Genomic DNA, 25,721 nt, shown 5'->3' with positions numbered 1-25,721 from the left:
TATTGCGGCCGGTACCTCGGTTCTTGTGGCATCCCGCACAAAAAAGCAGTTCTGTTTGCCGATTGAAAGTTGCCCCGTTTAGCGTCGGTCCGGCTGTCCGTCACAAGTCCGCCACAACCGTGGCACCGGACAGTCATCGCCGAGTCCCCGTACGGCGCGAGCCAGGGGAGCCGGGGACCCAGAGTCCCTTGGGGTGAATCGGACTCCCCTCCGGAGGAGCCCGTAGGAGACCTTCCTGCTCCGAACCCGTCAGCTAACCCGGTAGGCGAGAAGGAAGGAAAGGACAAGCCAGTACATGGCGTTCATCCGTGCCACCGGGAAGCACCGTCGTGCGAGCCGCCCCGTTCGTACGACCCGCAACATCGCCGGCATAGCCACCCTCGCAGCCGGCGGCGTTGTCGCCTCCGTGGCCTCGCCGGCGCTGGCTGCCACGGACGAGGCGCGCACCCACGACACCGGTCTGCAGCAGGCCGTCGTGCTCGGTGACGAGCTCGCCAACCACGTCGCGGCCCAGGCCGACGCGCAGCAGGCCGAAGCGGAGGCCGCGGCGGCGAAGGCGAAGGCCGAGGCCGTGGCCAAGAAGCAGGCCGAAGAGGCCAAGCGGCGCGTCGAGGCCGCCCGCAAGGCCAAGGAGCGCGCCGCCCGGGAGGCGGAGCGCAAGCGCCTCAACACCTTCGTCGCCCCCGTGGCCGACTCGTACGTGTCCACCTCGTACAAGGCCTCCAGCGGCCTGTGGTCCTCCGGCAGCCACACCGGCATCGACTTCCATGCCGCCTCCGGCACCTCCGTCCACGCCGTCGGCATGGGCACCGTCGTCGAGGCCGGCTGGGGCGGCTCGTACGGCAACAACATCGTGATCAAGATGAACGACGGCACGTACACCCAGTACGGCCACCTGTCGTCGCTCGGCGTCTCGGTCGGCCAGCACGTGACCCCGGGCCAGCAGATCGGCCTCTCCGGCGCCACCGGCAACGCCACCGGCCCGCACCTGCACTTCGAGGCCCGCACCGGCGCCGACTACGGCTCGGACATCGACCCGGTCTCCTACCTGCGCTCGCACGGCGTCAACGTCTGATCCTCCGCTCCGCCCGGCCGCGCGCGCCTCGCGGGGCCCACGCCGCATGAGCGCCCGTACGAAGCCCCGGTTCCACGGCCGGGGCTTCGGCGTATCCGGCGCGCGGTGACTGCACATCCGATACGCCGCACGCCCGCGGCTTCTGGCCAAAAAGTATCCATGAATAACCGGAGTCCGTCGGAAAAGCCGTTCCGGTCGAATAGAGTCACGGAAAAGTCGCCGACCGGCGGCGTTTCCAGGGGATTACGGCGGAGGCACGGAAGATGCGAGGCCATATTTCCGCGCATGCGGTGTGCACGGCGATTCGCGACGACATTGTCTCCGGTGCGCTGGCGCCGGGGAGCCGGCTGATCGAAGAGATCCTGGCGGCCCGGTACGGCGTCTCCAGGGTGCCGGTCCGGGAAGCGCTGCGGACACTGCAGTCCGAAGGGTTCGTCACCACCCGCCACCACGCGGGCGCCTGTGTCGCCGAGCCCACCGAGCAGGAGGCCGCCGATCTCCTCGACGTCCGCGCCCTGTTGGAGCCGCTGGGCGCGGCCCGCGCGGCCGCCCGCCGCAGCCCGGCCCACCTCAAGGTGCTCCGCGGCCTGGTACGGCTCGGCCGCGAGCGGGCCCGTCACGGCAACCCCGCGGATCTGCGCCAACTGGACGGCTGGTTCCACGAGACGCTGGCCCAGGCGGCGGGCAGCCCCAGCCTGACGGCGTTGCTGACTCAACTACGGCGCAAGATCGAGTGGATGTACGCCGTGGAACTGCCCGCCCGTACGGGGGAGTCGTGGGACGAACACGGCGCGGTGCTGGACGCGGTGGCCCGGGGGGACGCGGAACGGGCCCGCGCCCTGATGGCGGCTCATGTCGAGCGCTCGCTCCCGGTCTACCGGCTCCGGCGCCCCGCCGAGGCGGAGGTGAGGGATCCGAAACCGCCCGTCAACACGGCGCGCGCCCGCCCTTAACAATCGCCCCGTATACAAAGAAGTGCGGAATGGCCTTGGCGGCGTGATGCGCCGTTCTCATTTCCGTCCGTCTTCGGCCCGTATTTGTGCTTCCTCATGCGCGGCGGGGAAAGGGGGCGGGGTGCGGAATGGCTCATGCTTTTCTTGCGGCCCTGATTTCGGGTAGCGCAGGAATTCGGCACGCCCGAGAGTCTCCGCGACTGGTCGTCTGCGTAAGGCACATGCGCCGAGCGCGCGCCGCGATATTCCGGACGCCGTGAACGGATTCCGGCACAGTCAAACGGCCCCGCCGCGGCAACCGGTCATCGGTCGCCGCGGCGGGGCCGCCGCATGCAGCAGGAGTCCTGGCGGACTCAGACGGTCTCGGGGAGCTCCTCGAGACCCTCGGCGACGAGCTTGGCCAGACGGTCGAGCGCCGCCTCGGCGCCCTCTGCGTCGGAGGCCAGCACGATCTCCTCGCCACCCTGGGCGCCCAGGCCCAGGACCGCGAGCATGGAGGCCGCGTTGACGGGGTTGCCATCAGCCTTGGCGATCGTCATCGGGACGCCGGAGGCGGTGGCCGCACGGACGAAGATCGACGCGGGGCGGGCGTGCAGGCCCTCGGCCCAACCGACATTGACGCGGCGCTCAGCCATGGTGTTGCCCTTCAAAGTCGTGACTGTTGTCTAGACCAGTCTCTCACGCTGTCAGGACTGCCCGACAGCCCTGTGTCCTGGCCTTTTGCGGTCATTGGTCTTCCCAAGGGAGGCCCGACAGTCCAGGCGGGCCGTACGTCCGTACAGCATGCTCGGCCTGCCCCGCACCCCGAGCGTACGCGCGCCGGGCCGCTTGTCGGTGCCCGGTCGTACGCTGTCCGCATGCAGAAGCCGCCGGACCACGCATACCCGACCCACTGGGAAGCCGACGTGGTGCTGCGCGACGGCGGCACGGCGCGGATCCGCCCCATCACCCCCGATGACGCCGAGCGGCTGGTCTCCTTCTACGAGCAGGTCTCGGACGAGTCGAAGTACTACCGGTTCTTCGCGCCCTACCCGCGCCTGTCGGACCGCGATGTGCACCGTTTCACCCACCACGACTACGTCGACCGGGTCGGGCTCGCGGCCACCGTCGGCGGCGAGTTCATCGCCACGGTCCGCTACGACCGGATCAACGACCAGGGGCTGCCCGCCAAGAACCCCGAGGACGACCAGGCCGAGGTCGCCTTCCTCGTCCAGGACGCCCATCAGGGCCGCGGTGTCGCCTCCGCCCTCCTGGAGCACATCGCTGCCGTCGCCCGGGAACGCGGCATCCGCCGGTTCGCCGCCGAGGTGCTCCCCGCGAACTCCAAAATGATCAAGGTCTTCACGGACGCCGGCTACACCCACAAGCGCACCTTCGAAGACGGTGTGGTCCGCCTGGAGTTCGGCCTGGAGCCCACCGAGCAGTCCATGGCCGTGATGCGCGGCCGCGAGCAGCGCGCCGAGGCCCGGTCCGTGCAGCGGCTGCTCGCTCCGGGCTCGGTCGCCGTCATCGGCGCCGGCCGCGCACCGGGCGGTGTCGGCCGTACCGCGCTGCGCAGCCTCCTGGACTCCGGCTTCACGGGCCGCGTGCACGCCGTCAACCACGCCTTCCCCGAAGACCTGCAGCGGCTGCGGCCCGAAGAGGTGCCGGCCGTCCGCGCCCTGCGGGAGATCCCCGACCCGGTCGACCTCGCCGTCATCGCCGTTCCCGCGGACAGCGTCCCCGACGTGGTCCGCGACTGCGGCGAACACGGCGTCCAGGGTGTGCTGATCCTGTCCTCCGGTTATGCGGAGGCGGGTCCCGAGGGCCGGGAGCGGCAGCGCGCCCTGCTCCGCCAGGCCCGCTCGTACGGCATGCGGCTCATCGGCCCCAACGCCTTCGGCCTGATAAACACCGCCCCCGACGTCCGGCTGAACGCCTCCCTCGCTCCCCGGATGCCCGGCGCCGGCCATATCGGACTGTTCACCCAGTCCGGCGCCATCGGCATCGCCCTGCTCAGCGGCCTGCATGCGCGCGGCCCCGGTGACGGCGGGATCGCCGGTATCTCCGCCTTCGTCTCGGCGGGCAACCGCGCCGACGTCTCCGGCAACGACCTGCTCCAGTACTGGTACGACGATCCGGACACCGACGTCGTGATCCTCTATCTGGAGTCCATCGGCAACCCGCGCAAATTCGCCCGGCTCGCCCGCCGCACCGCCGCCGTCAAACCGGTCGTGGTCGCCAAGGGGGCCCGGCATAACGGCACCGCTCCGCCGGGCCACGCCGTGCCCACGGTCCGCGTCCCCGACAGCACCGTCGCGGCCCTGATGCGCCAGGCGGGCGTGATCCGCGTCGACACGGTCACGGAGCTGATCGACGCGGGCCTGCTGCTGGCCTCGCAGCCGCTCCCGGCCGGACCGCGCATCGCCATCCTCGGCAACTCCGAGTCGCTGGCACTGCTCGCGTACGACGCCTGCCTGACCGAGCGGCTGCACCCGCAGAGCCCCCGTGTACTGCCCTCCGCGGCGACACCGGACGACTTCCGGGCCGCGCTCGCCGAGGCGCTGTCCGGCGACGGCTGCGATGCCGTGGTCGTCACGGCCATCCCCTGGGTGGGGGAGGGCGCCGCCGTCTCCCCGGCCGAGAGCGAGGGCGCCGCACTCGCCGCCGCGCTGCGCACCGCGGCCGAGGCGCATCCCGAGAAGCCGGTGACGGTGGTCCACCTCGCCATGGACGATCTGGCCGAGACGCTCGCGGCACCGGCATCCCCGCAGTCGCCCCAGCCCACAGCCCCCGCCCCGGACAAGCCGGTCCGCCCCGCCGGCCCCGCACCCGCGCGCCCCGCCGACCCGCCCCCCGCGTCCACGCCGCCCGCACCGCCTCCGACGAACCGCGCACGCCCCCTCATCCCCCCGGGCCCGCCGCCCACCCTCGCCGCCCGGCAGCCGGCCCCGGCCCGTGACGCCGACGCCGCCACCGTGTCCCGGCACCGTGCCGACCCCCTCCGTATCCCCGCCTACCCCGCCGCCGAGCGCGCCGTGCGCTCCCTCGCCGAGGCCGTCCGCTACGCCGTCTGGCGCCGGGAGGCCGCCGAGCCGGGCCGGGTGCCCGAGTACGACGACATCCAGGAGGCCGCGGCCGGTGCCGACATCGACCGCCTCCTCGACCGCCTCACCCCCGACGCCCCCACAGGCCGCTCCGTCCCGGTGCCGGCCCAGGACGCCGAGGCGCTGCTCGCCCGTTACGGCATCCACACCCGGCCCGTCCTCCCGGCCCCCGACCCGGACACCGCCGTCCGCGCCGCCGCCCGCCTCGGCTATCCGGTGGCCCTCAAGACCACCGCACCCCATCTGCGCCACCGCGCCGACCTCGGCGGGGTACGACTCGATATTGCCGGCGAGGCGGAACTGCGCCGCACATATGCCGAATTGACCGACTTCCTCGGCTCTCCGGAAGAGCTGCGCCCGGTCGTCCAGTCGATGGTGCCGCGCGGCGTCGACACGGTCATCCGTGCCGCCATCGACCCGGCGGCCGGCGCCGTGCTCTCCTTCGGCCTGGCCGGGGCGCCCTCCCAGCTGCTCGGCGACATCGCCCACCGCCTCATCCCCGCCACCGACCGCGAGGTCGACGAGCAGATCCGTTCGATCCGCGCCGCCCCGCTGCTGTTCGGCTGGCGCGGCTCCCAGCCCGTGGACACCGCGGCGCTGGCCGAGGTGCTGCTGCGCGTCTCCCGGCTCGTCGACGATCACCCCGAGGTCGTCGGCGTCGACCTCGAACCGGTCGTCGTCGCCGCCCACGGCCTGTCCGTATTGGGGGCGACCGTGCGCCTGGCCAGGGCCCCTGCCACCACTGACCTCGGCCCCCGTCGACTGCCCGTCTACTGAGGCTCTCGCGGCCCGGTACGCCCCGTAAGATGGACCCCATGGCTAAGACCGGTACGACGACCCAGGGGCTGCGCGCGGCGATCGAGCGCAGCGGCTATTACCCGACGCTCGTGGCCGAGGCGGTGCAGGCCGCGGTCGGCGGCGAGCCCGTGGTGTCGTACCTCGTCCACCAGGAGACGACCTTCGACGCCAACGAGGTCCGCCGCCATGTCACGGTCCTGGTCCTGACCGGCACCCGTTTCATCGTGAGCCACACCGACGAGCAGGCCGCCGACGCCACCTCCCCGTCGCCGTACGCCACCACCTCCACCGAGTCCGTCAAGCTGAGCCGGATCTCCTCCGTGGTGCTCAGCCGCGTGGTCGCCAACCCCGAGTCCTACACCCCGGGCCAGCTGCCCCGCGAGGTCGTGCTCACCATCGGCTGGGGCGCGGTCGCCCGCCTGGACCTGGAGCCCGCCGCCTGCGGCGACCCCAACTGCGAGGCGGACCACGGCTACACGGGCTCGTCCACCGCCGACGACCTCTCGCTGCGGGTCAGCGAGGCCGGTGACGGACCGGACTCGGTGCGCGAGACGCTCACCTTCGCCCAGGCGCTCTCCGAGGCCACCGCGGCCACCCCCAGCCCCCGCTGATGGCCCACATCGCCCCCGCCTGGCCGGAACCCGAACCGCTCGACCCGCTCGGCGCCCCCGTGCCGCAGTACGGCACCGGCTCGCTCGCCGATCTGCTGCCCACCATCGCCACCGGCCTCGGCATGACCGGCCTCGGCACCACGATGGAGCTGGCGCCCGCCGACCGGGCCTGTGTCTTCCTGATCGACGGCCTCGGCTGGGAGCTGCTGCGGGCCCACCCGGAGGAGGCGCCGTTCCTCACCTCGCTCCTGGGCACGTCGTTCAACGGCAGCGGCCGCCCGCTCACCGCGGGCTTCCCGTCCACCACCGCGACCTCGCTCGCCTCGGTCGGCACCGGCCTGCCGCCGGGCGCCCACGGCCTGCCCGGCTACACCTGCGAGGACCCGGCCACCGGCGCCCTGATGAACCAGCTGCGCTGGTACCCGTGGACCGACCCGTACGTCTGGCAGCCGTATCCGACGGTCTTCCAGCGCGCCGACGCCGCCGGGATCCACACCTGCCAGGTCTCCGCACCGAACTTCCAGCACACCCCGCTCACCCAGGTCGCGCTGAGCGGCGGCACGTTCCACGGCCGGCTCTCCGCCGAGGAACGGATGGACCTCGCGGCCGAGCAGCTCGCCGCCGGTGACCGTTCGCTGGTCTACACGTACTACTCCGAGGTGGACGGCAAGGGGCACCGCTACGGCGTCGACTCCGACGCCTGGCGCGGCCAGTTGATGTACGTCGACCGGCTCGCCCAGCGGCTGGCGGAACAACTGCCGCCCCGCAGCGCCCTCTACATCACCGCCGACCACGGCATGATCGACATCCCCTTCGATCCCGACTCCCGGATCGACTTCGACGAGGACTGGGAACTGCGTGCCGGCGTACGCCTGTTGGGCGGCGAGGGCCGGGCACGTCATGTGTACGCCCATCCGGGCGCGGCCGCCGACGTCCTCGCCGTATGGCGCGAGGTGGTCGGCGAGCAGATGTGGGTGGCGAGCCGCGAAGAGGCCATCGCCGCAGGATGGTTCGGGCCGCAGGTCGACGACCGGGTGCGTGCCCGGATCGGCGATGTCGTCGCGGCCGCGCACGCCGACATGGTGATCATCGCGACCGAACGAGAGCCGCGTGAATCGGAGATGGTGGGGATGCACGGCTCGATGACCCCGGTCGAGCAGCTGGTGCCGCTCCTGGAAGTCCGCACCTGACCTGCGCGCCCCGTCGCCCGCACGCCGTCCCGTTTCCCGTACGAGCCCGAAAGGCCCGCAACTCCTCATGCCCGAGCTGGTGTTCTTCTCCGGAACGATGGACTGCGGAAAGTCGACACTTGCTCTGCAGATCGAGCACAACCGCTCCTCCCGGGGCCTGCAAGGCATGATCTACAGCCGTAACGACCGGGCCGGCCACGGCAAGCTCTCCTCCCGCCTCGGGCTGGTCACCGAGGCCGTCGAGGCGGCGCACGACATGGACTTCTACGCGCATGTCGTCGGCCAGCTCTCCTCCGGCGGCCGGGTCGACTACGTCATCGCCGACGAGGCCCAGTTCCTCGCCCCCGAACAGGTCGACCAGCTCGCCCGCGTCGTCGACGACCTCGAACTGGACGTCTTCGCCTTCGGCATCACCACCGACTTCCGCAGCAAGCTCTTCCCCGGCTCCCAGCGTCTGGTCGAACTGGCCGACCGCATAGAGGTGCTGCAGGTCGAGGCGCTGTGCTGGTGCGGCGCCCGTGCCACGCACAATGCCCGTACGGTCGACGGGCGGATGGTCGTCGAGGGCGCTCAAGTGGTCGTGGGCGATGTCGTCGGCGATGTGGACAGCCCGCACGCCGTGGTCGGCTACGAGGTGCTGTGCCGGCGACACCACCGCCGTCGCCAGACCTCGGCGACCGCCCGCGCGGTCGCGCTCTCCCCGGACGTCCTGCCGGTCGACAGCGCGAAGTAGGCCCGGCCGCCGACGGCGTGACCGAGCCCGCCCCGCCGACGGGCCGACGGCCCCGAGGGAGGCGAGCAGACCTCGGGGGCTGTCCGACTCCCCGGGCCGGAGCGGCCGGCTGCTCGGCGCGTACCTCACCGGTACGACCGACCCACGGTGCACTACGGTCAGCGCCGGGTGTGACCGCCCCTCAGTTCCGCTGGATGATCGTGAAGACGGCGCCCTCGCTGTCGGAGACGGTCGCCAGCCGGCCGTGTGCGGAGTCCCGCACGGGCTGCAGCACATGGCCGCCCAGCTCGGTGACCCGGCGGGCCGCCGCGTCCGTGTCGGAGACGGCGAAGTACGTCATCCAGTGGGAGCCCCGGTCGCGCGGCAGGGCGTTGCCCACGCCGTGGATACCGGCCACCGGGTGGTCCTTGAGATGCAGCGTCAGATAGTCGAAGTCGGCCGAGACCACCGGCTCCGCCTCGTAGCCGAAGACATGCTCGTAGAACGTGAGGACGGAGCTCGTGTCCCGGGTGACCAGCTCGTTCCACGCCGGGGTGCCCCGCTCGCCGGTGATCGAGGTGCCCGTCATCGACCTGCCCTGCCAGATGCCGAAGATCGCGCCCTGCGGGTCGGAGGCGATCGCCATCCGCCCCGTGTCGTCCTCCGCATCCAGCGGTCCGACGCCCACCGTTCCGCCGCAGGAACGGATCTGCTCGGCGGTCGCGTCCGCGTCGTCGCACGCCAGATAGGTGGTCCAGGCGACCGGAAGATGCCGGTCGGGCGCCAGCTCGCCGACCCCGGCGACTTCCCGGCCGTCGAGGAAGGCCCGGGCGTACGGACCGAAATGCTGCGGTCCCGGGCGGAACTCCCAGCCGAACAGCGCGCCGTAGAACTCCTGCGTCGCGGACAGGCTGTGGGCCAGGAGGCTCACCCAGCAGGGCGCGCCGGGCATCCGCCGGGTCGCTGCCTCGGTCGTCATTGTCACACTCTCCTCGGAGGCGTCGGGTGCTGACCATGTGCGCCACGGGCGCGGGTCCCGAGCAGATGCTCGCACCCGGTGACCTGGTGCGCGCCCCGGCCGCGCCGTCCATGGCCGGTTCGCGAGGGAGAATGCCCGTTTTGACGTTTCCCATCCGCCTCAGAGGCGTTACCGCATGACGTAACTGCGTCATACGGAGGGTGGGCACCTACCTTCTGTACGTAGCCGTCGCTACGCAAGGATGAGTCCCATGAATGTCATCATCACCGCTACCGAACTCGCGAGCGAGCTGGGGCAGCCCACCGCTCCGGTAGTTCTGGATGTCCGCTACCAACTCGGTGGCCCGCCCGGCCGCCCCGTGTACGAGGCCGGTCATGTGCCCGGTGCGGTCTATGTCGACCTCGAGAGCGAGCTCGCCTCGCCTCCCGGCCCGGGCGGCCGCCACCCGCTCCCCGACCTCGATGCCTTCACCGATGCCATGCGGGCCGCCGGTGTCCGGGCGGACCGCCCCGTGGTCGTCTACGACGGCGGTCAGGGCTGGGCGTCCGCCCGCGCCTGGTGGCTGCTGCGCTGGACCGGCCACCCCGATGTGCGCGTCCTGGACGGCGGCCTCGCCGCCTGGGAGGCCGCCGGGCTCGCCCTGAGCGTCGATCAACCGGCTGTCCAAAAAGGTGACTTCACTCCGGTGCCCGGTGGGCTGGCGCTGCTGCGGGCGGACGACGCGGCCGCCGTGGCCCGCCGCGGAGTGCTGCTGGACGCGCGGGCCGGCGAGCGCTACCGCGGCGAGGTCGAGCCCATCGACAAGGTCGCCGGCCACATCCCGGGCGCCGTGTCCGCGCCGACGACCGAGAACGTCGTCGAGGGGGGCACCGTCTTCCGCGACGCGTCGGAACTGGCCGAGCGCTTCGCGTCGCTGGGCGCCACAGCGGACGTGGAGGTCGGTGTGTACTGCGGCTCCGGAGTCTCCGCCGCCCACCAGGTACTGGCCCTCGCGATCGCGGGGGTGCCGGCGGCCCTGTACGTCGGCTCCTGGAGCGAGTGGTCGGCCGACCCGGCCCGCCCCGTCGCCACCGGCCCGCAGCCCGGCTGAGCCCTCACCCGGGCCCGTGACGGGGCGTCGCACGAACGCCGTCCGCCCGCTCCCTTTCCAGGGGGCGGGCGGACGGGAGGATGCGCACCGGGAACGGCCCCAAGGGCCGCCCCGTTACTCCGGCTTCTTGCGCCGGGTGCCGAAGACGATCTCGTCCCAGCTGGGCACCGCGGCGCGGCGGCCGGGCCGTACCCCGTCCGCCTCGGCCTGTCGGTCCGTCGTCCCGGTCAGCCGGTCGCGATGGCCGGCCACCGCACGCGGCATCAGCACATCGGCGTACGCGGAACCCGCGCCCGCACTGGCCGCCGGGGCGGGCGGCTCCTCGACCTCGGCCTCGGACTCCTCGTCGCTCTGCGCCGACGTCACGGTCTCCGGTACGACCATGTCGCCGCGGAAGCTCGGCACCGCCTCCAGCAGGCTGGTCAGTGAGTCCCGCTCACCGACGGCCTCCTCCGCGACCCGCGGTTCGTCGTCCTCGCCCCCGGACTGCGCCGTGCGCTCGCCGCGCTCGGACGTCTGCCGGTCCAACGCGCGGTCCAGCGGCCGGTCGCGCGGCAGCCGCGCGATCCGCGGCACGAACGGGAAGCTCGGCTCGGGCGTGTCGTCGCTCTCGCCGATCAGCGCGCGCGCCTCGTCGTCCACGGCCTGGACGAGCCGCCGCGGCGGGTCGTACGTCCAGCTCGCCGAGTGCGGTTCGGTCGCGACGCGGTAGACCAGCAGTACTTCCCAGGTGCCGTCGTCCCGGCGCCAGGAGTCCCACTGCACGCTCTCCTTGTCGGCGCCGCGCAGCAGGAGTCGCTCCGCCACCGCCTCGCCGAGCTGCGGACCGGTGTTCTCGCCCGGCCGTCGTACAGGGGTCTTGCGGGCGCGCTCGGCCATGAAGGCACGCTCGGCGAGCACCGGGCCCTCGAAGCGGCGCACCCGGTCGACGGGGATGCCGGCGAGCTGGGCGACCTCCTCGGCGGAGGCACCGGCTCTTATACGGGCCTGGATGTCCCGCGGACGCAGGTGGCTCTCGACCTCGATCTCGATCTGGCCGAGGCGTGCACGGTCGTTGCGGACGGCGGCGCGCAGCCGTTCGTCGATCGGAAGCGTGTACTCGGTGCTGTCCGCAGCTTTGAGCACCAGCCGTGTGCCGTCGTTGGAGACGGCCACGACACGCAGTTCGGGCATGGGGACCTCCCGGGTGGTGCCTGCCGACGTCACTCGCGTCGCTGCTTCCGCTAGTCGAGTGTGGCCTGCCCGGGTGCAGCCTGCCACAACATTGCCGAGTTGCCCGGCGTGTCGGGGCTTGGCCCTGAAACGCCGTTATGACACGGTTACCTGTTCGCCACGCTCAGTGACCATGCCGCTTGCCCTGTCGCCGTTCACCCGTGCCGAGCGGCGGCGCCCCGGGGCGAGTGCCGCCTTCATGGCCCCCTCCCATGGGTTCCGGGCAGCCGGACGGGAACCGGGGCCAGGGCTCGCCACAGTACTCCATTCGGACCACTGAGGTGGACCGCCGCGCCGCTGAACTTCTGGGCGGGCAACGGAGTTGGGTCGCCTTGTCGATCTCTCTACCTGGCACGCAGGTGGCAAGTTTCACAGATTCCCCAAAATCGGAACTTTTGGCTCCGCCGAATGGTCACTTCTCCATGCAAGATGGATCGAAGGGGCTATCAAAGGTTGGAGATGGACGAAGAAACCGAAAGCGACACGAAGAAGAAGGAGAAGCGGATCGACCTGAGCATCGCTCAGGTGGCCGGCAGCGCGCTCGCCGCGGCGGTCGCGGCGTACCTCGCGGGCCGGCTCGGCGTCTACGGAACCATCATCGGCGCGGGTGTGGTCAGCGTCGTGGCCACCACCGGCGGCTCGGTGTTCCAGCACCTGTTCCGGCGTACCGGCGAACAGCTCAAGGAGGCGACGGTCACCACCCGGCCGAAGCCCCGCCGCTCCTCCTCCACCCGCACTCGATCCACCGCACCGGACGGCCGGCAGGCCGAGCCCACGATGGTGCTGCCGACCTTCGACAAGGACGGCGCGGAGGACAAGGTCACCTCCGTCGCCGCCAGGACGAGCGGGACCGGCGCGGCCCGTACGCAGCTGATCCCGCGGGCCGAACAGGCCCGTCGGCGCGACCCGGCGGCCGCCCACCCCGCCCTGCGGACCGATGATCCGACGCGGTTGCTGCGCACCGCCGATCCCGAGGCGACCCGCGCACTGCGCGCGGTGGACGGGAGCGGTCCGGGGCGGCCCACCGACCGGACCCAGCTGGTGCCGCGTCTCGACGACCGGACCATGGCGCTGGGCCAGGCGGCCGCCCGCCCGCCCGGCGTCCCGGCCGCGCGGCATCCGGCCGGCCCGCCCGAGGAGCTCAGCACCGCGACGTACGGCACCCGGCTGCGCGGCTGGAAGCGGCCGACGCTCGGCGCGCTCGCGGTCTTCGCGCTCGCCATGGGCGTGGTCACCGGCACCGAGCTGATCACCGGGCAGACGCCGAGCGGGGCGCAGGGCACCACGCTGAGCAACCTCACCCACACCGGGGGAGGGGGCCGGCAGCAGCACCGCACCCCGCAGCCGCCCGGCTCCGGCCACTCGCCGGACGGCCGCGGCCGGCACGGCGACGGCGACCGGCCGAGCCCGGACCCGAGCAACTCGGGTGACACCGGCGCCGGTACGGACCAGGACGGCGGCGCCCCGTCGCCGGACCCGGGCCCGTCCGACGGCGGCAAGAGCTCGCCGGACCCCGGCACGTCCTCGTCGCCGGACCCGTCCCCGAGCGGTTCCGCCGGTGACGGCGGCACCGGCTCCGGCGATGGCCCGGCCGGCTCCGAGGAGCAGGGCGGGCACTCGAACGGACAGCAGTCCGGTGCGCCGGACCCCGAACCCGGCGCCTCCTCCTGATCCAGGGGCTGCCCGGACCGGCGGATCCGCCACGGCCGCGGCCCGGTGCCCCTCCCTGGGCGCCGGGCCGCGGCCGTCGTCGGTCAGTCCCCCAGGACCCGCCGCAGATAGGCGTTGGCGAACCGGCGGTCCGGATCCAGCCGGTCGCGTACCGCGGTGAACTCCCCGAACCGGGGATAGGCGTCGGCAAGGTAGGCGGCGTCGCGGGTGTGCAGCTTGCCCCAGTGCGGGCGCCCGTCGTGCGCCGTCATGATCCGCTCGACGGCCGCGAAGTACGCCTCGTACGGCGTCCCGCGGTACATGTGGACGGCGAGGTACGCGGTGTCCCGGCCCGAAGCGGTGGACAGCGGAAGGTCGTCGGCGGGCGCGGTCCGCACCTCCACCGGGAAGCTGACCTTGAAGTCCGAGCGCTCCACCAGGGCCTTGAGCTCGCCCAGCGCCGCCACCGCGGCCGCGCGGGGCAGGGCGTACTCCATCTCCACGAACCGCACCCGCCGCGGCGAGGTGAACACCTTGTACGGGATGTCGGTGTACGTACGGGCCGACAGCGCGCGGCTGGAGACCTTGGCGATGCCCGGTATGGCGGCCGGGACCGCCCGCCCGACGGTGCAGGCGAGCTGGAAGACCCCGTTGGACAGCAGCTCGTCCTCGACCCAGCCGCTGACCCTCCCGGGCGGTGCCGCCGGGCCCTGACTGCGGTTGTTGCGCTTGGTGTTGCAGCTGCCGGTGTGCGGGAACCAGTAGAACTCGAAGTGCTCGTTCTCGGCTACCAACTCGTCGAAGCGGTCCGTCACCTCGTCGAAGGCCATCGGCTCCTCGCGGGCGGTCAGCAGGAACTCCGGTTCCACCGCGAAGGTCAGCTCGCTGACCACGCCCAGCGCGCCCAGGCCCAGCCGCGCCGCGGCGAAGACCTCCGGGTTCTCCCCGGCGGAGCAGGTCAGCACCGAGCCGTCGGCGGTGACCAGTTCCAGGGCGGTGATCTGGGCGGCGATCGACGCCGAGTCGCGGCCGGTGCCATGGGTGCCGGTGGCGGTCGCCCCGGACACCGTCTGCTCCATGATGTCGCCCATGTTGGTCAGCGACAGTCCGTGTGCGGCCAGCGTGTGGTTGAGGTGCTTGAGCGGCGTGCCGGCGGCCACCGTCACCGTGCCGGCCGCGCGGTCGACCGCGCGGACGCCGGTCAGCCGCTCGGGGCGGATCAGCAGCCCGTCGGTGGCGGCCGCCGGGGTGAAGGAGTGGCCGGTGCCGGCGGCCTTGACCGTCAGCCCGTCCGCGGCGGCGGCGCGCACCGCGGCCGCCACCTCCTCGGTGCTCGCCGGGGTCACGCTCCGGGCGGGGCGGGCGGTGACATTGCCCGCCCAGTTGCGCCACGGCGCGGCGTTCGTGCCGCGCCCTCCCGAGCCGCCGACGGCGTTGCTGACTGCCATGGTGACGTCCCCTCCCTCGCGCGGGCCGGCCGTGTCCGGCGGCCGTGGTGTGAGCGCATGATGCCAGTCACCGAAGGGTCGTTCGGGTGGGGTGACGGGAATCACAGGGGCGCGGAACCGGCCGGAATCGCCCGGCTCCGGGACATGTCGTACCGCCGGTAACTCCCCGACAAGGGCGGCGGGTTCACGTGGACCGACGAATCCGGCGGTCCGACGCGACGCGAGGCGGGCACCGGCCGGGTCGCTGCGGAAACGGCACCGCGGAGGCGGGCACCGGCCGACTCCCGCAACCGGTCCTAGGCGACGCTCTCCTCGCCCTGACGCTCCGTGGCCGGATCGGTCCGGCCGGGCAGACCGCCCGCCACGGCCGGGCCCGCCACCGCAGGAGCGGACTGCGGGCGGAGCCTGCGGTAGCCCGCGAAGGCCACCAGCGCGGCGAGGACGCCCGCTGCCCCGGGCACCAGATAGCCCCGGGCGGCCCCGGCGGCGTCCACCACCCAGCCGGCCGCCGACGAACCCAGCGCGACGCCCACCGCCAGACCGGTGCTGGTCCAGGACATGCCCTCGGTCAGCTTCGACCGGGGCACATGCTCCTCGACCAGCGCCATCGTGGTCACCATCGTCGGGGCGACGGACAGCCCCGCGACGAACAGTGCGACGGCCAGCAGCGGCAGTGAGCCCACGAGTTGCAGCGGCACCATGCTCACCGCCATCACGCACACCCCCACCACCCAGCGGCGGGACGGATGCCCCTTGAGGTGGAGCAGCCCGAAGACCGCGCCGGCCGCACACGAGCCGAGCGCATAGACCGCCAGGACCAGACTGGCCGCCGCCTTGTGCCCGACCTCCTCGGCGAAGGCCACGGTCACCACGTCGATCGCCCCGAAGATCGCACCGGTCGCCACGAACGTCACCACCAGTACCTGCAGCCCCCGCGAGCGCAGGGCGGATCCCTTGGTGTGCTGTTCGCGCGGATGCGGCACCGGCTCCGTCGCCCGCTGCGCCGTCAGCCAGAAGACACCGGCGGCCAGGAAACCGGCCGCCAGCAGCGGTCCGGCCTCCGGGAACCACGCGGTGGACAGGCCGATGGACAGGATCGGTCCGACGATGAAGCACATCTCGTCGACGATCGACTCCCACGAGTACGCGGTGTGCAGCTCCCGCGGGGAACCCCGGTAGATCTCGGCCCAGCGCGCCCGGATCATCGAGCCCACGCTCGGCACACACCCCGCACAGGCCGCGAAGACGAACAGCAGCCAGTCCGCCCAGCGCTGCTGCGCGCTCAGCAGCAGCCCGGCGACCGCGGCGACCGACACCAGGGTGGCCGGGCGCAGCACCCGGCGCTGGCCGTGCCGGTCCACCAGCCGGGAGATCTGCGGGCCGAGCACCGCGGCGGACAGCGCGAGGGTCGCGGACAGCGCACCGGCCAGGCCGTAACGGCCGGTCAACTGGGAGATCATCGTGACGATCCCGATGCCCATCATCGACAGGGGCATCCGGCCCAGCAGTCCGGCAACGGAGAACGACCTGGTGCCGGGGCGGCCGAAGATGGCGCGGTAGGGACTGGGCAACGGGGGTGCTCCGCCGGTGAGGACCGAAAGATCGGTAAGGGATGACAACAACCGATACAGCTTACGGGCGGTGTGCCGCCGGCCGCCTCCGGATTTCCGGCCGCGCCCGACGGTGGGGCCGCCTCTCCCGGCGCCGGGACCTGCCCGCCGCACCCGTGGGAAGGGTGGCAGGATCGATGGCATGCCCGAACAGTGCGACCCCCGCCCCTATGACGCCCTGCTGCTGCTGTCCTTCGGCGGTCCCGAAGGCCCCGACGACGTCGTCCCGTTCCTGGAGAACGTCACCCGCGGCCGCGGCATCCCCCGCGAGCGCCTCAAGGAGGTGGGGCAGCACTACTTCCTGTTCGGCGGCGTCAGCCCCATCAATGCCCAGAACCGGGAACTGCTGGACGCACTGCGCAAGGACTTCGCCGAGCACGGCCTGGACCTGCCCGTCTACTGGGGCAACCGCAACTGGGCGCCCTACCTGACCGACACCCTGCGCACCATGGTCCAGGACGGCCACCGCCGTATCGCCGTCCTGGCGACCAGCGCCTACGCGTCGTACTCGGGATGCCGGCAGTACCGCGAGAACCTCGCCGACGCCCTCGCCGCCCTCCGGGCCGAGGGCCTGCCGGTGCCGCAGGTCGACAAGCTGCGGCACTACTTCAACCACCCCGGCTTCGTCCGCCCGATGGTCGACGGTGTGCTGGCCTCCCTCGCCGCACTGCCCCAGGAGGTGCGGGCCGGCGCCCACCTCGCCTTCACCACGCACTCCATCCCCACCGCCGCGGCCGACACCTCCGGTACCCCCGCCGACCACACGCAGGACGGCGAGGGCGGTGCGTACGTCGCCCAGCACCTGGACGTCGCACGGGTGATCGCGGACGCGGTCGCCGCGGAGACCGGTGTGGACCACCCCTGGCGGCTCGTCTACCAGTCCCGCAGCGGCGCCCCGCACATCCCCTGGCTGGAGCCGGACATCTGCGACCACCTGGAGGAGCGGCACGCCGCGGGCGTCCCGGCCGTCGTGATGGCCCCCATCGGGTTCGTCTCCGACCACATGGAGGTCAAGTACGACCTCGACACCGAAGCCACCGCCAAGGCCGCCGAGCTGGGTCTTCCGGTCGCCAGGTCGGCCACCGTGGGCGCCGATCCGCGGTTCGCCGCGGCCGTCCGCGACCTCCTCCTGGAGCGCGCGGCCACCGAACGGGGCGGTGCCCCGGAGCGCTGCGCCCTGGGCGCCCTCGGGCCCGGCCACGACCTGTGCCCCGTGGGCTGCTGCCCGGCGCGCGCACCGCGCCCGGCCGCCGCCGGCGCCGACTGGCGGGGCCCGGCCGCCGAGGCCCCCGCGTAACGCCGTCCAGCCTCCGCGCAGGCCCCGCGCACTCCGCGTAAGCCCCTGCGCCCCGATCACCGCTCGTCCGAGCAAGGAGCATCGTGCCCGACCCGCTGCACCCCGAGGCCCCGCAGACCGACCCGGCGCAGAGCGACGCGCTGTACGACGAACTTCTGGAACTGGCCCTGGAGGCCGCCCGCCGCGCGGGGGCACTGCTGCGCGACGGCCGGCCCGCCGACCTCGGCGTGGCCGCCACCAAGTCCAGCCCGATCGATGTCGTCACCGAGATGGATCTCGCCTCCGAGAAGCTGATCACCGGCTTCCTCGGGGAGCACCGCCCCGACGACGGCTTCCTGGGGGAGGAGGGCGCCAGCTCCGACGGCACGAGCGGTATCCGCTGGGTCATCGACCCCGTCGACGGCACCGTCAACTACCTCTACGGGCTGCCTGCCTGGTCGGTGTCCATCGCCGCGGAGAAGGACGGCGAGGTGGTCGTCGGAGTCGTCGCCGCCCCGATGCGCGGGGAGACCTACCAGGCCGTCGTGGGTCGTGGCGCGTTCAACAACGGCGAGCGCATCCGCCACCGGCCCGCGCCGCCGCTCTCCCAGGCGCTGATCGGCACCGGGTTCGGCTACCTCGCCGAGCGCCGGGCCGCCCAGGCGGAGGTGGTGCGCACGCTGCTGCCGCAGGTCCGCGACATCCGGCGCGGCGGCTCGGCCGCGATCGACCTGTGCGATGTGGCCTGCGGCCGGCTCGACGCCTACTACGAGCGCGGTCTGAACCCCTGGGACCTGGCGGCCGGTGCCCTGATCGCCCGCGAGGCCGGCGCGCTCACCGGCGGCCGCCCCGGGCAGCCGGTCTCCCACGAGCTGACCCTCGCCGCCTCCCCGGCCCTCTTCGAGCGGCTCCAGCCGCTCCTGGACGAGCTCGGCGCCTGGCACGACTGACCGGACCCGCGTCCGGGCACCACAGCGCCCCGGCACCATCCCCTGGATGCCGGGGCGCTGTCGTCGTGCGCCGGGGAGAGGTCAGGCGTTGCTGACCGCTCCGTACCGGACGCCGTGCTCGGTCGCCAGTCGCTGCAGGTCCTCGAGTTCCGCCTGCTCGACCTCGGCGAGGAAGTCGTCGCCGACGGCACGGGCCCGATCCAGATCCGCTTCGGTGTTCTCTATGCGCTGCAAAATGCCTGCGGTGAACGCGTCCATGTGCGCCCCCTCGTCGTGGGTCGGTGGGCACGGGGGTGTGCCGACGGGTGGGTCGATCACGGCGTGGTCCCTGCGATGGATCAGTTCATGGCAGGTAGCCGAAGAAACAGGGCGTGATCGCGGGTGTGCAGTCGTCCTCCCCAACCCCCACCTCAGGGAAACCTCAACCCGTCCGGGAATCCTGCCCGTCGGGTGCCGGGTCCGGGGGCCCTCCACCCCTTCCGCACCCCTCTTACCGCCGGTTTATGGCTCTTCGGGGCAGGATGGAAGAGCTCTGAAGACATTGTTGTGCCTGCCCGAAAGGGCCCTGAGGAAGGACTAGCGACGTGCGTGTTCTCGTCGTCGAGGACGAGCAGCTGCTCGCCGATGCGGTGGCCACCGGACTACGCCGGGAGGCCATGGCGGTCGACGTGGTCTACGACGGCGCTGCCGCCCTGGAACGGATCGCGGTCAACGACTACGACGTCGTCGTGCTGGACCGTGACCTTCCGGTCGTCCACGGTGACGATGTCTGCCGCAAGATCGTCGAGCTGGGGATGCCCACCCGCGTCCTGATGCTCACTGCCTCCGGCGACGTCAGCGACCGCGTCGAGGGCCTGGAGATCGGCGCGGACGACTACCTTCCCAAGCCCTTCGCCTTCACCGAGCTGACCGCCCGGGTGCGCGCCCTCGGGCGCCGTACGACCGTCGCGCTGCCGCCCGTCCTGGAGCGGGCCGGCATCAAGCTCGACCCCAATCGCCGCGAGGTGTTCCGCGACGGCAAGGAGGTCCAGCTCGCCCCGAAGGAATTCGCGGTGCTGGAGGTCCTGATGCGCAGCGAGGGCACGGTCGTCTCGGCCGAGCAGCTCCTGGAGAAGGCCTGGGACGAGAACACCGACCCGTTCACCAACGTCGTACGGGTCACGGTCATGACGTTGCGCCGCAAGCTCGGCGAGCCCGCGGTGATCGTCACCGTCCCCGGCTCGGGATACCGGATCTGACCGGCGATGCCCTCCCTGCCCTCGTTCTCCAAGGCGGCGACCCCGCCGCCGCCCGTTCCGCCCAAGCCGACCTGGGACCCCAGGCCGGTCGATGTGCGTCCGTTCCCGTGGCTGCGGCCCACGATCCGGATACGGCTGACGCTGCTGTACGGCGGCATGTTCCTGATGGCCGGGATCGTGCTGCTGACGATCATCTACATGCTGGCCGCGGACGCGCTGCACGACGGCAGCGCCCTGCCGCTGAAGATCCTCGGCGGGAAGTTCCAGTCGACCAGTGACATCTGCGACCTGCCCACCGAGACGTCCGGGCAGCTGCTCCAGCAGGCCGTCGAACAGTGCCTGCAGCACCAGCGCGCGGTCGCCCTCAACAGCCTCCTCAACCGGTCCCTGCTGGCCCTGCTCGGCCTGACGGTGGTGGCGTTCGCTTTTGGTTATGCGATGGCGGGGCGGGTGTTGTCGCCGTTGGGGCGTATTACGCGTACGGCTCAGCGGGTGGCGGGTTCGGATCTGCATCGTCGGATCGAGCTGGGGGGTCCTGATGATGAGCTGAAGGAGCTTGCGGACACGTTCGACGAGATGCTGGACCGGCTGGACCGGGCGTTCGAGTCGCAGCGGCGGTTCGTGGCGAATGCGTCGCATGAGTTGCGGACGCCGTTGGCGATCAACCGGACGTTGCTGGAGGTGCAGCTGGCGGATCCGGGGGCGTCGCCGGAGCTGGCGCAGCTGGGGAAGACGCTGTTGGCGACGAATGAGCGCAGTGAGCAGTTGGTGGAGGGTCTGCTGCTGCTGGCGCGCAGTGAGAACAAGGTGGTCGACAAGAAGCCGGTGGACTTGTCGGAGGTGGCGTCGCAGGCGGTGGACCAGACGCGGGAGGAGGCGCAGGCCAAGGGGGTGGAGCTGCGTGGGGTCCGGTCCCGGGTGGTGGTGCAGGGCAACGGGGTGCTGCTGGAGCGGATCGCGTTGAATCTGGTGCAGAACGCGGTGCGTTACAACGTGCCGGAGGAGGGGTGGGTGGAGGTGTCCACGGAGCCGGCGCCGGGGTGTGCGGTGCTGGTGGTGGCCAATACCGGTCCGGTGGTTCCGGCGTATGAGGTGGAGAACCTCTTCGAGCCGTTCCGGCGGCTGCGTACCGAGCGCACGGGCAGCGACAAGGGCGTCGGTCTGGGACTGTCCATCGTGCGCTCGGTGGTCCGTGCGCACGACGGCTCGATCACGGCCGTGCCCCGCGAGGGCGGCGGACTCGTCATGCGGGTCGTCCTGCCGCTCTAGACGCAGGCCACAGGGCGGTTGTACGCCCGCTGGAGCCACTGTGCGCCCCCGTGGGCAGTCGTCGGACATCTGTGCGTACGATCGCCCGTCTCACGGCCGTATGCCGCCTCGCCTGCCGGTTTGACGTGAAGGGGGGTCGGCATGGATCCTTCGCCGAGTTCGCTTTGCGCGGAATTGAACCGGTCCGCTCGCCGGTCTGCGTGTGTGTGATGCCTCACAGGCGCGAAATTCCAGCCATCTACGCTCCGTGATCGAAATGCCTGTCGGAATGCCGGGGAAGTCCGGGTTTCCGGGGGGTGAGATCACGGGAAGTAGAGGTGGTGGGCTGCGCGAGGTGCGACATTCGGACCGTGTACGGTCCTGATCGCCATCCAAACCGATCACCTCTTCAGGGGTGCGGTTGGGTGTCGATTGAGTAACAGACCTTGATGTGAGGCAAAATCTCCGCCTCAGGTCGGGCACAAGTCCGGCCTCTCACGCGTTACGAGCGCTGAGACACCGCAGACACCCAGAGGGGGAGAGCGAAAAATGGCTACGGATTACGACACCCCACGCAAGACCGACGACGACCTCAACGAGGACAGCATTGAAGAGCTGAAGTCGCGGCGGAACGACAAGTCCGCCTCGGCCGTCGACGTCGACGAGTTCGAGCAGGCCGAGGGCCTGGAGCTGCCCGGCGCGGACCTGTCCAACGAAGAACTGGCCGTGCGCGTGCTGCCCAAGCAGCAGGACGAGTTCACGTGCATGAGCTGCTTCCTGGTCCACCACCGCAGCCAGCTCGCCGCGGAGGACAAGAACGGGCAGCCGATCTGCCGCGACTGCGCGGCCTGACCGGTCTACGCCGTGGCAGGCGTGAACCCGTTCCGCAAGGGCTCCAAGGGCGTCGAAGGCTCGGCGGCCGGCGCACGATCACGCGAGAAAAACGCGCCCGTGCCCGCCGACCCGAGCGCCCTTCCCGCGGAGCGGACGACCGGCGCGCTGCAAGGAGGGCACCTCCCGCTCGAGCAGAGCCGAGAGCGGGGGAGCGGCCGCACGGCCTCGCTCGCGGCCATGGTCGGCCGTGGTGCCGGAGCCGGCGGCAGGGTGCGGGCGACGATCGCCGTGATCGCCGACCGGATCATGGAGACCGCCCCGCGGATCCCGGTCCGCGACCTCGCCACCCTGCGCGCCCAGTTCCCCGGACTGACCCCCGAGGACCTGGCCGACAAGCTGGTCGCGGGCGCCTGCAAGGGCACCGCCGCCGTCGGAGCGGGCGTCGGCGCGGCAGCGATGCTGCCCGTACCGCCCGCCATGCCGGCCGAGCTGGCCGCCGAGGTCACCGGCGTCGCCTCGGTCGAGATCAAGCTCATCGCCGAGCTGCACGAGGTCTACGGCCTGCGGCCCGCGGGGAATTTCCGGCAGCGCGGCATGGCGTATCTGACGTCCTGGACGGAGGAGCGGGGCGTCGACATCACCAAACCGGCCTCGCTGAACATCGCCCTCGGCGTGCAGATGAGGCGTGAGCTGCGCCAGCAGATCATGAAGCGCACGCTGCGCAACCTCCCCAACCTCACCCCGTTCATGATCGGCGCCACCGTCGGCGCGTTCATGAACCGCAGGGACACCAGAAAACTTGCGGAAAAAATCCGTAAGGACCTGCGCAAGCAGCAGGTCCCCTGGGAAGCCCTTCCCGATTCCGCTCCGGCCGTCCTGCCGCACGCCGAACGGGCCGACGAGAGCGAGCCCCCAGCGGGCGGCTGACCGGGCCCGGCGGCCGCCGGGTCAGGCCCGTCCGGCTGCCAGCGCCGCCACCAGACGCTCCGGCGCCCGCGTCGAGAGATAGGCGTACGGCGTCGGGTCCTGCGGGTCGGTGATCTCCACCCGCACCGCGGTGCGGATATAGCCCCGCAGCAGCATGAACGCGCGGGCGTCGGCCTTGTGCGTACGCCACGCCAGCGCCTCGTCCGCGTCCAGCGCCCGTGCCTCGCCCAGTGCCGTCACCGGGATCTTCGCGTCGCCCGCGATCAGGGCGTCGCCCACCACGCGGATCCGGGCCGAGCCGTACGAGCTCACCGCCACCGCGGACAGCGCCGCTCCGCCGATCAGTCCGCCGAGCATCCAGAGCGTCCCCAGGGGGAGCAGCATCAGGGCGCAGGCGACGCCGATCAGCGCGGCGATCACCCACCAGGACCGGGGCGCGGTGAGGCGTTCTTCGTACGGCTGCATGGCTCCAGCTTGGCACGGCGGCGCGGGTCTCTTATGCGCGCGGGTAGGGTCTGCACTCGTGAGTGGAACTGACGAACCCAGGGCGCGGCTGACGCCACCGGCGGACGCCGTCGCTCCGGTCCGGCATGCCGACGCGCCGGCACCCGGAGAACTCCTCGGCGCGCACTACGACCGGTGCTTCGGCTGCGGCACGGGCCAGCCGCACGGTCTGCACCTGGAGGCGCGGGCCGGCGACGGTGTGAGCGTGTCCGCCGAGTTCACCGTCAAGGAGGCCCACCAGGGCGCCCCGGGGCTGGCGCACGGCGGGGTGCTGGCCACCGCGCTGGACGAGACGCTGGGCTCGCTGAACTGGCTGCTGCGGGTGATCGCGGTGACCGGCCGGCTGGAGACCGACTTCGTCCGGCCGGTGCCGCTGGGCACGGTGCTGCACCTGGACGCGCGGGTCACCGCGGTGCACGGGCGCAAGATCTACTCGACGGCCGTGGGACGCATAGGCGGACCGGACGGTCCCGTCGCGGTGCGCGCCGAGGCGGTCTTCATCGAGGTGAAGGTCGACCACTTCATCGACAACGGACGGCCCGAGGAGATCCAGGCGGCGATGTCCGACCCGGACCAGGTCAAGCGAGCGCGTGCCTTCGAGGTGAACCCGTGAGTCAGGTACGGAATCCGGTGGATGTGCTGCTGCGGCGGCTGGACCCGGAGGTGCCCGTTCCGTCGTACGGGCACCCCGGCGACGCGGGCGTGGATCTGGTGACCACCGAGGCCGCCGAGCTGGCGCCGGGGGAGCGCACCGTGCTGCCCACCGGGGTGTCGATCGCGCTGCCTGACGGGTATGCGGCATTTGTGCACCCGCGGTCCGGACTGGCCGCGAGGTGCGGCCTCGCGCTGGTGAATGCCCCCGGGACGGTGGATGCCGGGTACCGTGGAGAGATCAAGGTGATCGTGGTCAATCTGGACCCGCGCGAAAGCGTGCGGTTCGAGAGGTTCGACCGGATTGCCCAACTGGTCGTCCAGCAGGTCGAGAAGGTGCGCTTCCACGAGGTGGCGGAACTTCCCGGCTCGGCGCGGGCCGAGGGGGGATTCGGTTCCACCGGCGGTCATGCGGCGGTGGGCGGCTCCACGGGCGGGAATGAATACGCATCGGTCGGTGCCGACCGGGAAGGACAGTGACGTGTTCGGACGTCGCAAGAAGAACGAGGCTCCTGAAGAGTCGGTCGAGGACACCACGCTCGACGAGCACACGGTGAGCGACGCCGACGAGGACGAGGCGCCGCAGCAGCGGCTCAATCTTCCGCCCGCGCCGCGCCCCGACGGTCCCTGGGACTCGTCGGAGGTCTCCGAGCCCGGCGAGGGCCGGGTGGACCTCGGCGGGCTGTACGTGCCGGGTGTCGACGGCATGGAGCTTCGGGTGGAGGTCGCCGGTGACGCCATCGTCGCCGCGACCGTGGTGCTGCAGGACAGCGCCGTACAGCTGCAGGCCTTCGCCGCCCCCAAGAACGAGGGCATCTGGGGTGAGGTCCGCGAGGAGATCGCCGCCGGCATCACCCAGCAGGGCGGGGTCATCGACGAGGTCGAGGGCCCGCTGGGCTGGGAGCTGCGTGCCCAGGTCCCCGTACAGCTGCCCGACGGCACGAACGGGGTGCAGGTCGTGCGCTTCATCGGTGTCGACGGCCCCCGGTGGTTCCTGCGCGGTGTGATCTCCGGCCAGGGCGCGGTGCAGCCGCAGGCCGCAGGCGTGCTGGAACACATCTTCCGGGACACCGTCATCATCCGCGGCGAGGGCCCGATGGCCCCCCGGGACCCGATCGTCCTGAAGCTGCCGGACGACGCCCAGATGGTGCCGGACGGCGTGCAGCAGGACCAGGTCGAGCAGTCGCGCTTCGGCGGTGGTGTCGAGCGTCTGGAGCGCGGACCGGAGATCACCGAGATCCGCTGACACTCCGGCGGCCGGGCGGCGTCCAGGCGCCCCGGTGACGGCTGGATCGTGACGGTCGCACGGGCCCGTATCCCCTCTGGGGGGTGCGGGCCCGCTCCGTTTGTGCAGGTCAGGTCGTGCTGCGTAGGAAAGTCGTCAAGGGAGCGCCAATGGCCGTAAGGGAGCCGTCAACGGCGGTCACAGACGGCCGGAACGGCGCTTTGCTCTAGGGGTCCCGTCCGCCACTTTCCCCTAGGAGCACACGATGGCCGATGTGGCCTTCGTCGTCGTCACGATCGCGGTCTTCGCGCTGGTGGCTCTCGTCGCCAAGGGGGTGGCGAAGCTGTGACCGTGGAGAACATCGTCGGTCTGGTCGTGGCCGTCGCCCTGCTCGGCTACCTGGTCCTCGCCCTCGTCTTCCCGGAGAGGTTCTGAGGTGTCGACTGCTGCTGTC

At 72.0% G+C, this 25,721-nt stretch carries 25 protein-coding genes and 1 riboswitch; of the genes, 18 read left to right on the top strand and 7 right to left on the bottom strand.

All coding sequences use genetic code 11. The features are described 5' to 3' along the window. Positions 1 to 127: 127 nt before the first annotated feature. Positions 128 to 283, top strand: a riboswitch (cyclic di-AMP (ydaO/yuaA leader). 12 nt (positions 284 to 295) lie between these two features. Both Scani_RS01690 and Scani_RS01685 read left to right on the top strand, forming a co-directional pair. Then, complete coding sequence (locus Scani_RS01690) at positions 296 to 1,075, top strand: M23 family metallopeptidase (protein WP_159469257.1); 780 nt, start codon at positions 296 to 298, stop codon at positions 1,073 to 1,075. A 263-nt stretch (positions 1,076 to 1,338) separates the two neighbouring features. Then, entirely contained in the window at positions 1,339 to 2,028 is a 690-nt protein-coding gene (locus Scani_RS01685; protein WP_159469255.1) for a GntR family transcriptional regulator, read from the top strand. Positions 2,029 to 2,381: 353 nt separating this feature from the next. Here Scani_RS01685 and Scani_RS01680 read toward each other — a convergent pair whose 3' ends face one another. Next, positions 2,382 to 2,663 (bottom strand): HPr family phosphocarrier protein, encoded by a 282-nt coding sequence (locus tag Scani_RS01680; RefSeq protein WP_026170334.1) that lies wholly within the window; start codon positions 2,661 to 2,663, stop codon positions 2,382 to 2,384. A 222-nt stretch (positions 2,664 to 2,885) separates the two neighbouring features. Here Scani_RS01680 and Scani_RS01675 point away from each other — a divergent pair, with 222 nt between their 5' ends. From Scani_RS01675 to Scani_RS01660, 4 genes are all read left to right on the top strand, one after another. Then, complete coding sequence (locus tag Scani_RS01675; RefSeq protein ID WP_159469253.1) at positions 2,886 to 5,891, top strand: bifunctional acetate--CoA ligase family protein/GNAT family N-acetyltransferase; 3,006 nt, start codon at positions 2,886 to 2,888, stop codon at positions 5,889 to 5,891. Positions 5,892 to 5,929: 38 nt separating this feature from the next. Further along, a complete protein-coding gene (locus Scani_RS01670) occupies positions 5,930 to 6,523 on the top strand; it encodes a DUF5998 family protein (protein WP_030078412.1) in 594 nt (197 codons plus the stop codon). After that, positions 6,523 to 7,713: an alkaline phosphatase family protein gene (locus tag Scani_RS01665; protein ID WP_159469250.1), complete on the top strand. Its 1,191-nt coding sequence runs from the start codon at positions 6,523 to 6,525 to the stop codon at positions 7,711 to 7,713. Before Scani_RS01670 ends, Scani_RS01665 begins: the two co-directional genes overlap by 1 nt. Before the next feature lie 67 nt (positions 7,714 to 7,780). After that, positions 7,781 to 8,446: a thymidine kinase gene (locus Scani_RS01660; protein ID WP_159469248.1), complete on the top strand. Its 666-nt coding sequence runs from the start codon at positions 7,781 to 7,783 to the stop codon at positions 8,444 to 8,446. A 181-nt stretch (positions 8,447 to 8,627) separates the two neighbouring features. On the opposite strand, the gene Scani_RS01655 is transcribed toward Scani_RS01660, so the two are convergent. Next, complete coding sequence (locus Scani_RS01655) at positions 8,628 to 9,404, bottom strand: VOC family protein (RefSeq protein ID WP_159469246.1); 777 nt, start codon at positions 9,402 to 9,404, stop codon at positions 8,628 to 8,630. A gap of 250 nt (positions 9,405 to 9,654) precedes the next feature. Here Scani_RS01655 and Scani_RS01650 point away from each other — a divergent pair, with 250 nt between their 5' ends. After that, entirely contained in the window at positions 9,655 to 10,494 is an 840-nt protein-coding gene (locus Scani_RS01650) for a sulfurtransferase (protein WP_159469244.1), read from the top strand. Positions 10,495 to 10,608: 114 nt separating this feature from the next. On the opposite strand, the gene sepH is transcribed toward Scani_RS01650, so the two are convergent. After that, a complete protein-coding gene (gene sepH, locus Scani_RS01645; RefSeq protein WP_159469242.1) occupies positions 10,609 to 11,667 on the bottom strand; it encodes a septation protein SepH in 1,059 nt (352 codons plus the stop codon). Positions 11,668 to 12,165: 498 nt separating this feature from the next. On the opposite strand from sepH, the gene Scani_RS01640 reads away from it, so the two are divergent. Continuing rightward, entirely contained in the window at positions 12,166 to 13,377 is a 1,212-nt protein-coding gene (locus Scani_RS01640) for a hypothetical protein (RefSeq protein ID WP_159469241.1), read from the top strand. Positions 13,378 to 13,460: 83 nt separating this feature from the next. Here the strand turns inward: Scani_RS01640 and Scani_RS01635 are convergent, their stop codons facing one another. Together Scani_RS01635 and Scani_RS01630 are read right to left on the bottom strand one after the other, a co-directional pair. Then, positions 13,461 to 14,804, bottom strand: coding sequence for a D-arabinono-1,4-lactone oxidase (locus tag Scani_RS01635; protein ID WP_159469239.1), 1,344 nt, complete (start codon positions 14,802 to 14,804; stop codon positions 13,461 to 13,463). 296 nt (positions 14,805 to 15,100) lie between these two features. Next, positions 15,101 to 16,375: an MFS transporter gene (locus tag Scani_RS01630; RefSeq protein WP_159469393.1), complete on the bottom strand. Its 1,275-nt coding sequence runs from the start codon at positions 16,373 to 16,375 to the stop codon at positions 15,101 to 15,103. A gap of 181 nt (positions 16,376 to 16,556) precedes the next feature. On the opposite strand from Scani_RS01630, the gene Scani_RS01625 reads away from it, so the two are divergent. Continuing rightward, complete coding sequence (locus tag Scani_RS01625; RefSeq protein WP_159469237.1) at positions 16,557 to 17,711, top strand: ferrochelatase; 1,155 nt, start codon at positions 16,557 to 16,559, stop codon at positions 17,709 to 17,711. Between the two features lie 83 nt (positions 17,712 to 17,794). Beyond that, positions 17,795 to 18,640 (top strand): inositol monophosphatase family protein, encoded by an 846-nt coding sequence (locus Scani_RS01620; protein WP_159469235.1) that lies wholly within the window; start codon positions 17,795 to 17,797, stop codon positions 18,638 to 18,640. Positions 18,641 to 18,721: 81 nt separating this feature from the next. Here the strand turns inward: Scani_RS01620 and Scani_RS39860 are convergent, their stop codons facing one another. Beyond that, on the bottom strand, positions 18,722 to 18,898 hold the full coding sequence (locus tag Scani_RS39860) for a hypothetical protein (protein ID WP_167538010.1): 177 nt from the start codon (positions 18,896 to 18,898) through the stop codon (positions 18,722 to 18,724). A gap of 326 nt (positions 18,899 to 19,224) precedes the next feature. Here Scani_RS39860 and Scani_RS01615 point away from each other — a divergent pair, with 326 nt between their 5' ends. The 4 genes from Scani_RS01615 (at position 19,225) to Scani_RS01600 (ending at position 22,887) form a co-directional block, all read left to right on the top strand. Further along, positions 19,225 to 19,878: a response regulator transcription factor gene (locus tag Scani_RS01615; RefSeq protein ID WP_006602630.1), complete on the top strand. Its 654-nt coding sequence runs from the start codon at positions 19,225 to 19,227 to the stop codon at positions 19,876 to 19,878. A gap of 6 nt (positions 19,879 to 19,884) precedes the next feature. After that, positions 19,885 to 21,147, top strand: coding sequence for a sensor histidine kinase (locus Scani_RS01610; RefSeq protein ID WP_159469233.1), 1,263 nt, complete (start codon positions 19,885 to 19,887; stop codon positions 21,145 to 21,147). 528 nt (positions 21,148 to 21,675) lie between these two features. Beyond that, positions 21,676 to 21,978 carry a DUF4193 domain-containing protein gene (locus Scani_RS01605; RefSeq protein ID WP_003982531.1) on the top strand — a complete coding sequence of 101 codons (303 nt, stop codon included), beginning with the start codon at positions 21,676 to 21,678 and terminating at the stop codon, positions 21,976 to 21,978. Between the two features lie 12 nt (positions 21,979 to 21,990). Next, positions 21,991 to 22,887 (top strand): hypothetical protein, encoded by an 897-nt coding sequence (locus Scani_RS01600; protein WP_371872289.1) that lies wholly within the window; start codon positions 21,991 to 21,993, stop codon positions 22,885 to 22,887. Positions 22,888 to 22,908: 21 nt separating this feature from the next. On the opposite strand, the gene Scani_RS01595 is transcribed toward Scani_RS01600, so the two are convergent. Then, positions 22,909 to 23,352, bottom strand: a complete 444-nt coding sequence (locus tag Scani_RS01595) for a DUF3093 domain-containing protein (RefSeq protein WP_159469232.1) — start codon at positions 23,350 to 23,352, stop codon at positions 22,909 to 22,911. 58 nt (positions 23,353 to 23,410) lie between these two features. On the opposite strand from Scani_RS01595, the gene Scani_RS01590 reads away from it, so the two are divergent. The 4 genes from Scani_RS01590 to kdpF all read left to right on the top strand — a co-directional run bounded on the left by Scani_RS01590 (position 23,411) and on the right by kdpF (position 25,702). Then, positions 23,411 to 24,004, top strand: a complete 594-nt coding sequence (locus Scani_RS01590) for a PaaI family thioesterase (protein ID WP_159469230.1) — start codon at positions 23,411 to 23,413, stop codon at positions 24,002 to 24,004. Then, positions 24,001 to 24,522: a dUTP diphosphatase gene (gene dut, locus Scani_RS01585; RefSeq protein WP_086718403.1), complete on the top strand. Its 522-nt coding sequence runs from the start codon at positions 24,001 to 24,003 to the stop codon at positions 24,520 to 24,522. Before Scani_RS01590 ends, dut begins: the two co-directional genes overlap by 4 nt. 1 nt (position 24,523) lies before the next feature. Next, positions 24,524 to 25,288, top strand: coding sequence for a DUF3710 domain-containing protein (locus Scani_RS01580; protein WP_159469228.1), 765 nt, complete (start codon positions 24,524 to 24,526; stop codon positions 25,286 to 25,288). Between the two features lie 324 nt (positions 25,289 to 25,612). Then, complete coding sequence (gene kdpF, locus Scani_RS01575; RefSeq protein ID WP_018543380.1) at positions 25,613 to 25,702, top strand: K(+)-transporting ATPase subunit F; 90 nt, start codon at positions 25,613 to 25,615, stop codon at positions 25,700 to 25,702. The last annotated feature ends 19 nt before the right edge of the window (positions 25,703 to 25,721 follow it).

The organism is Streptomyces caniferus (genome assembly GCF_009811555.1).
Taxonomy (GTDB): Bacteria; Actinomycetota; Actinomycetes; order Streptomycetales; family Streptomycetaceae; genus Streptomyces; species Streptomyces caniferus.
Note: the sequence above shows the minus strand (reverse complement) of the source record. Positions and strands in the feature narration are given on the sequence as shown.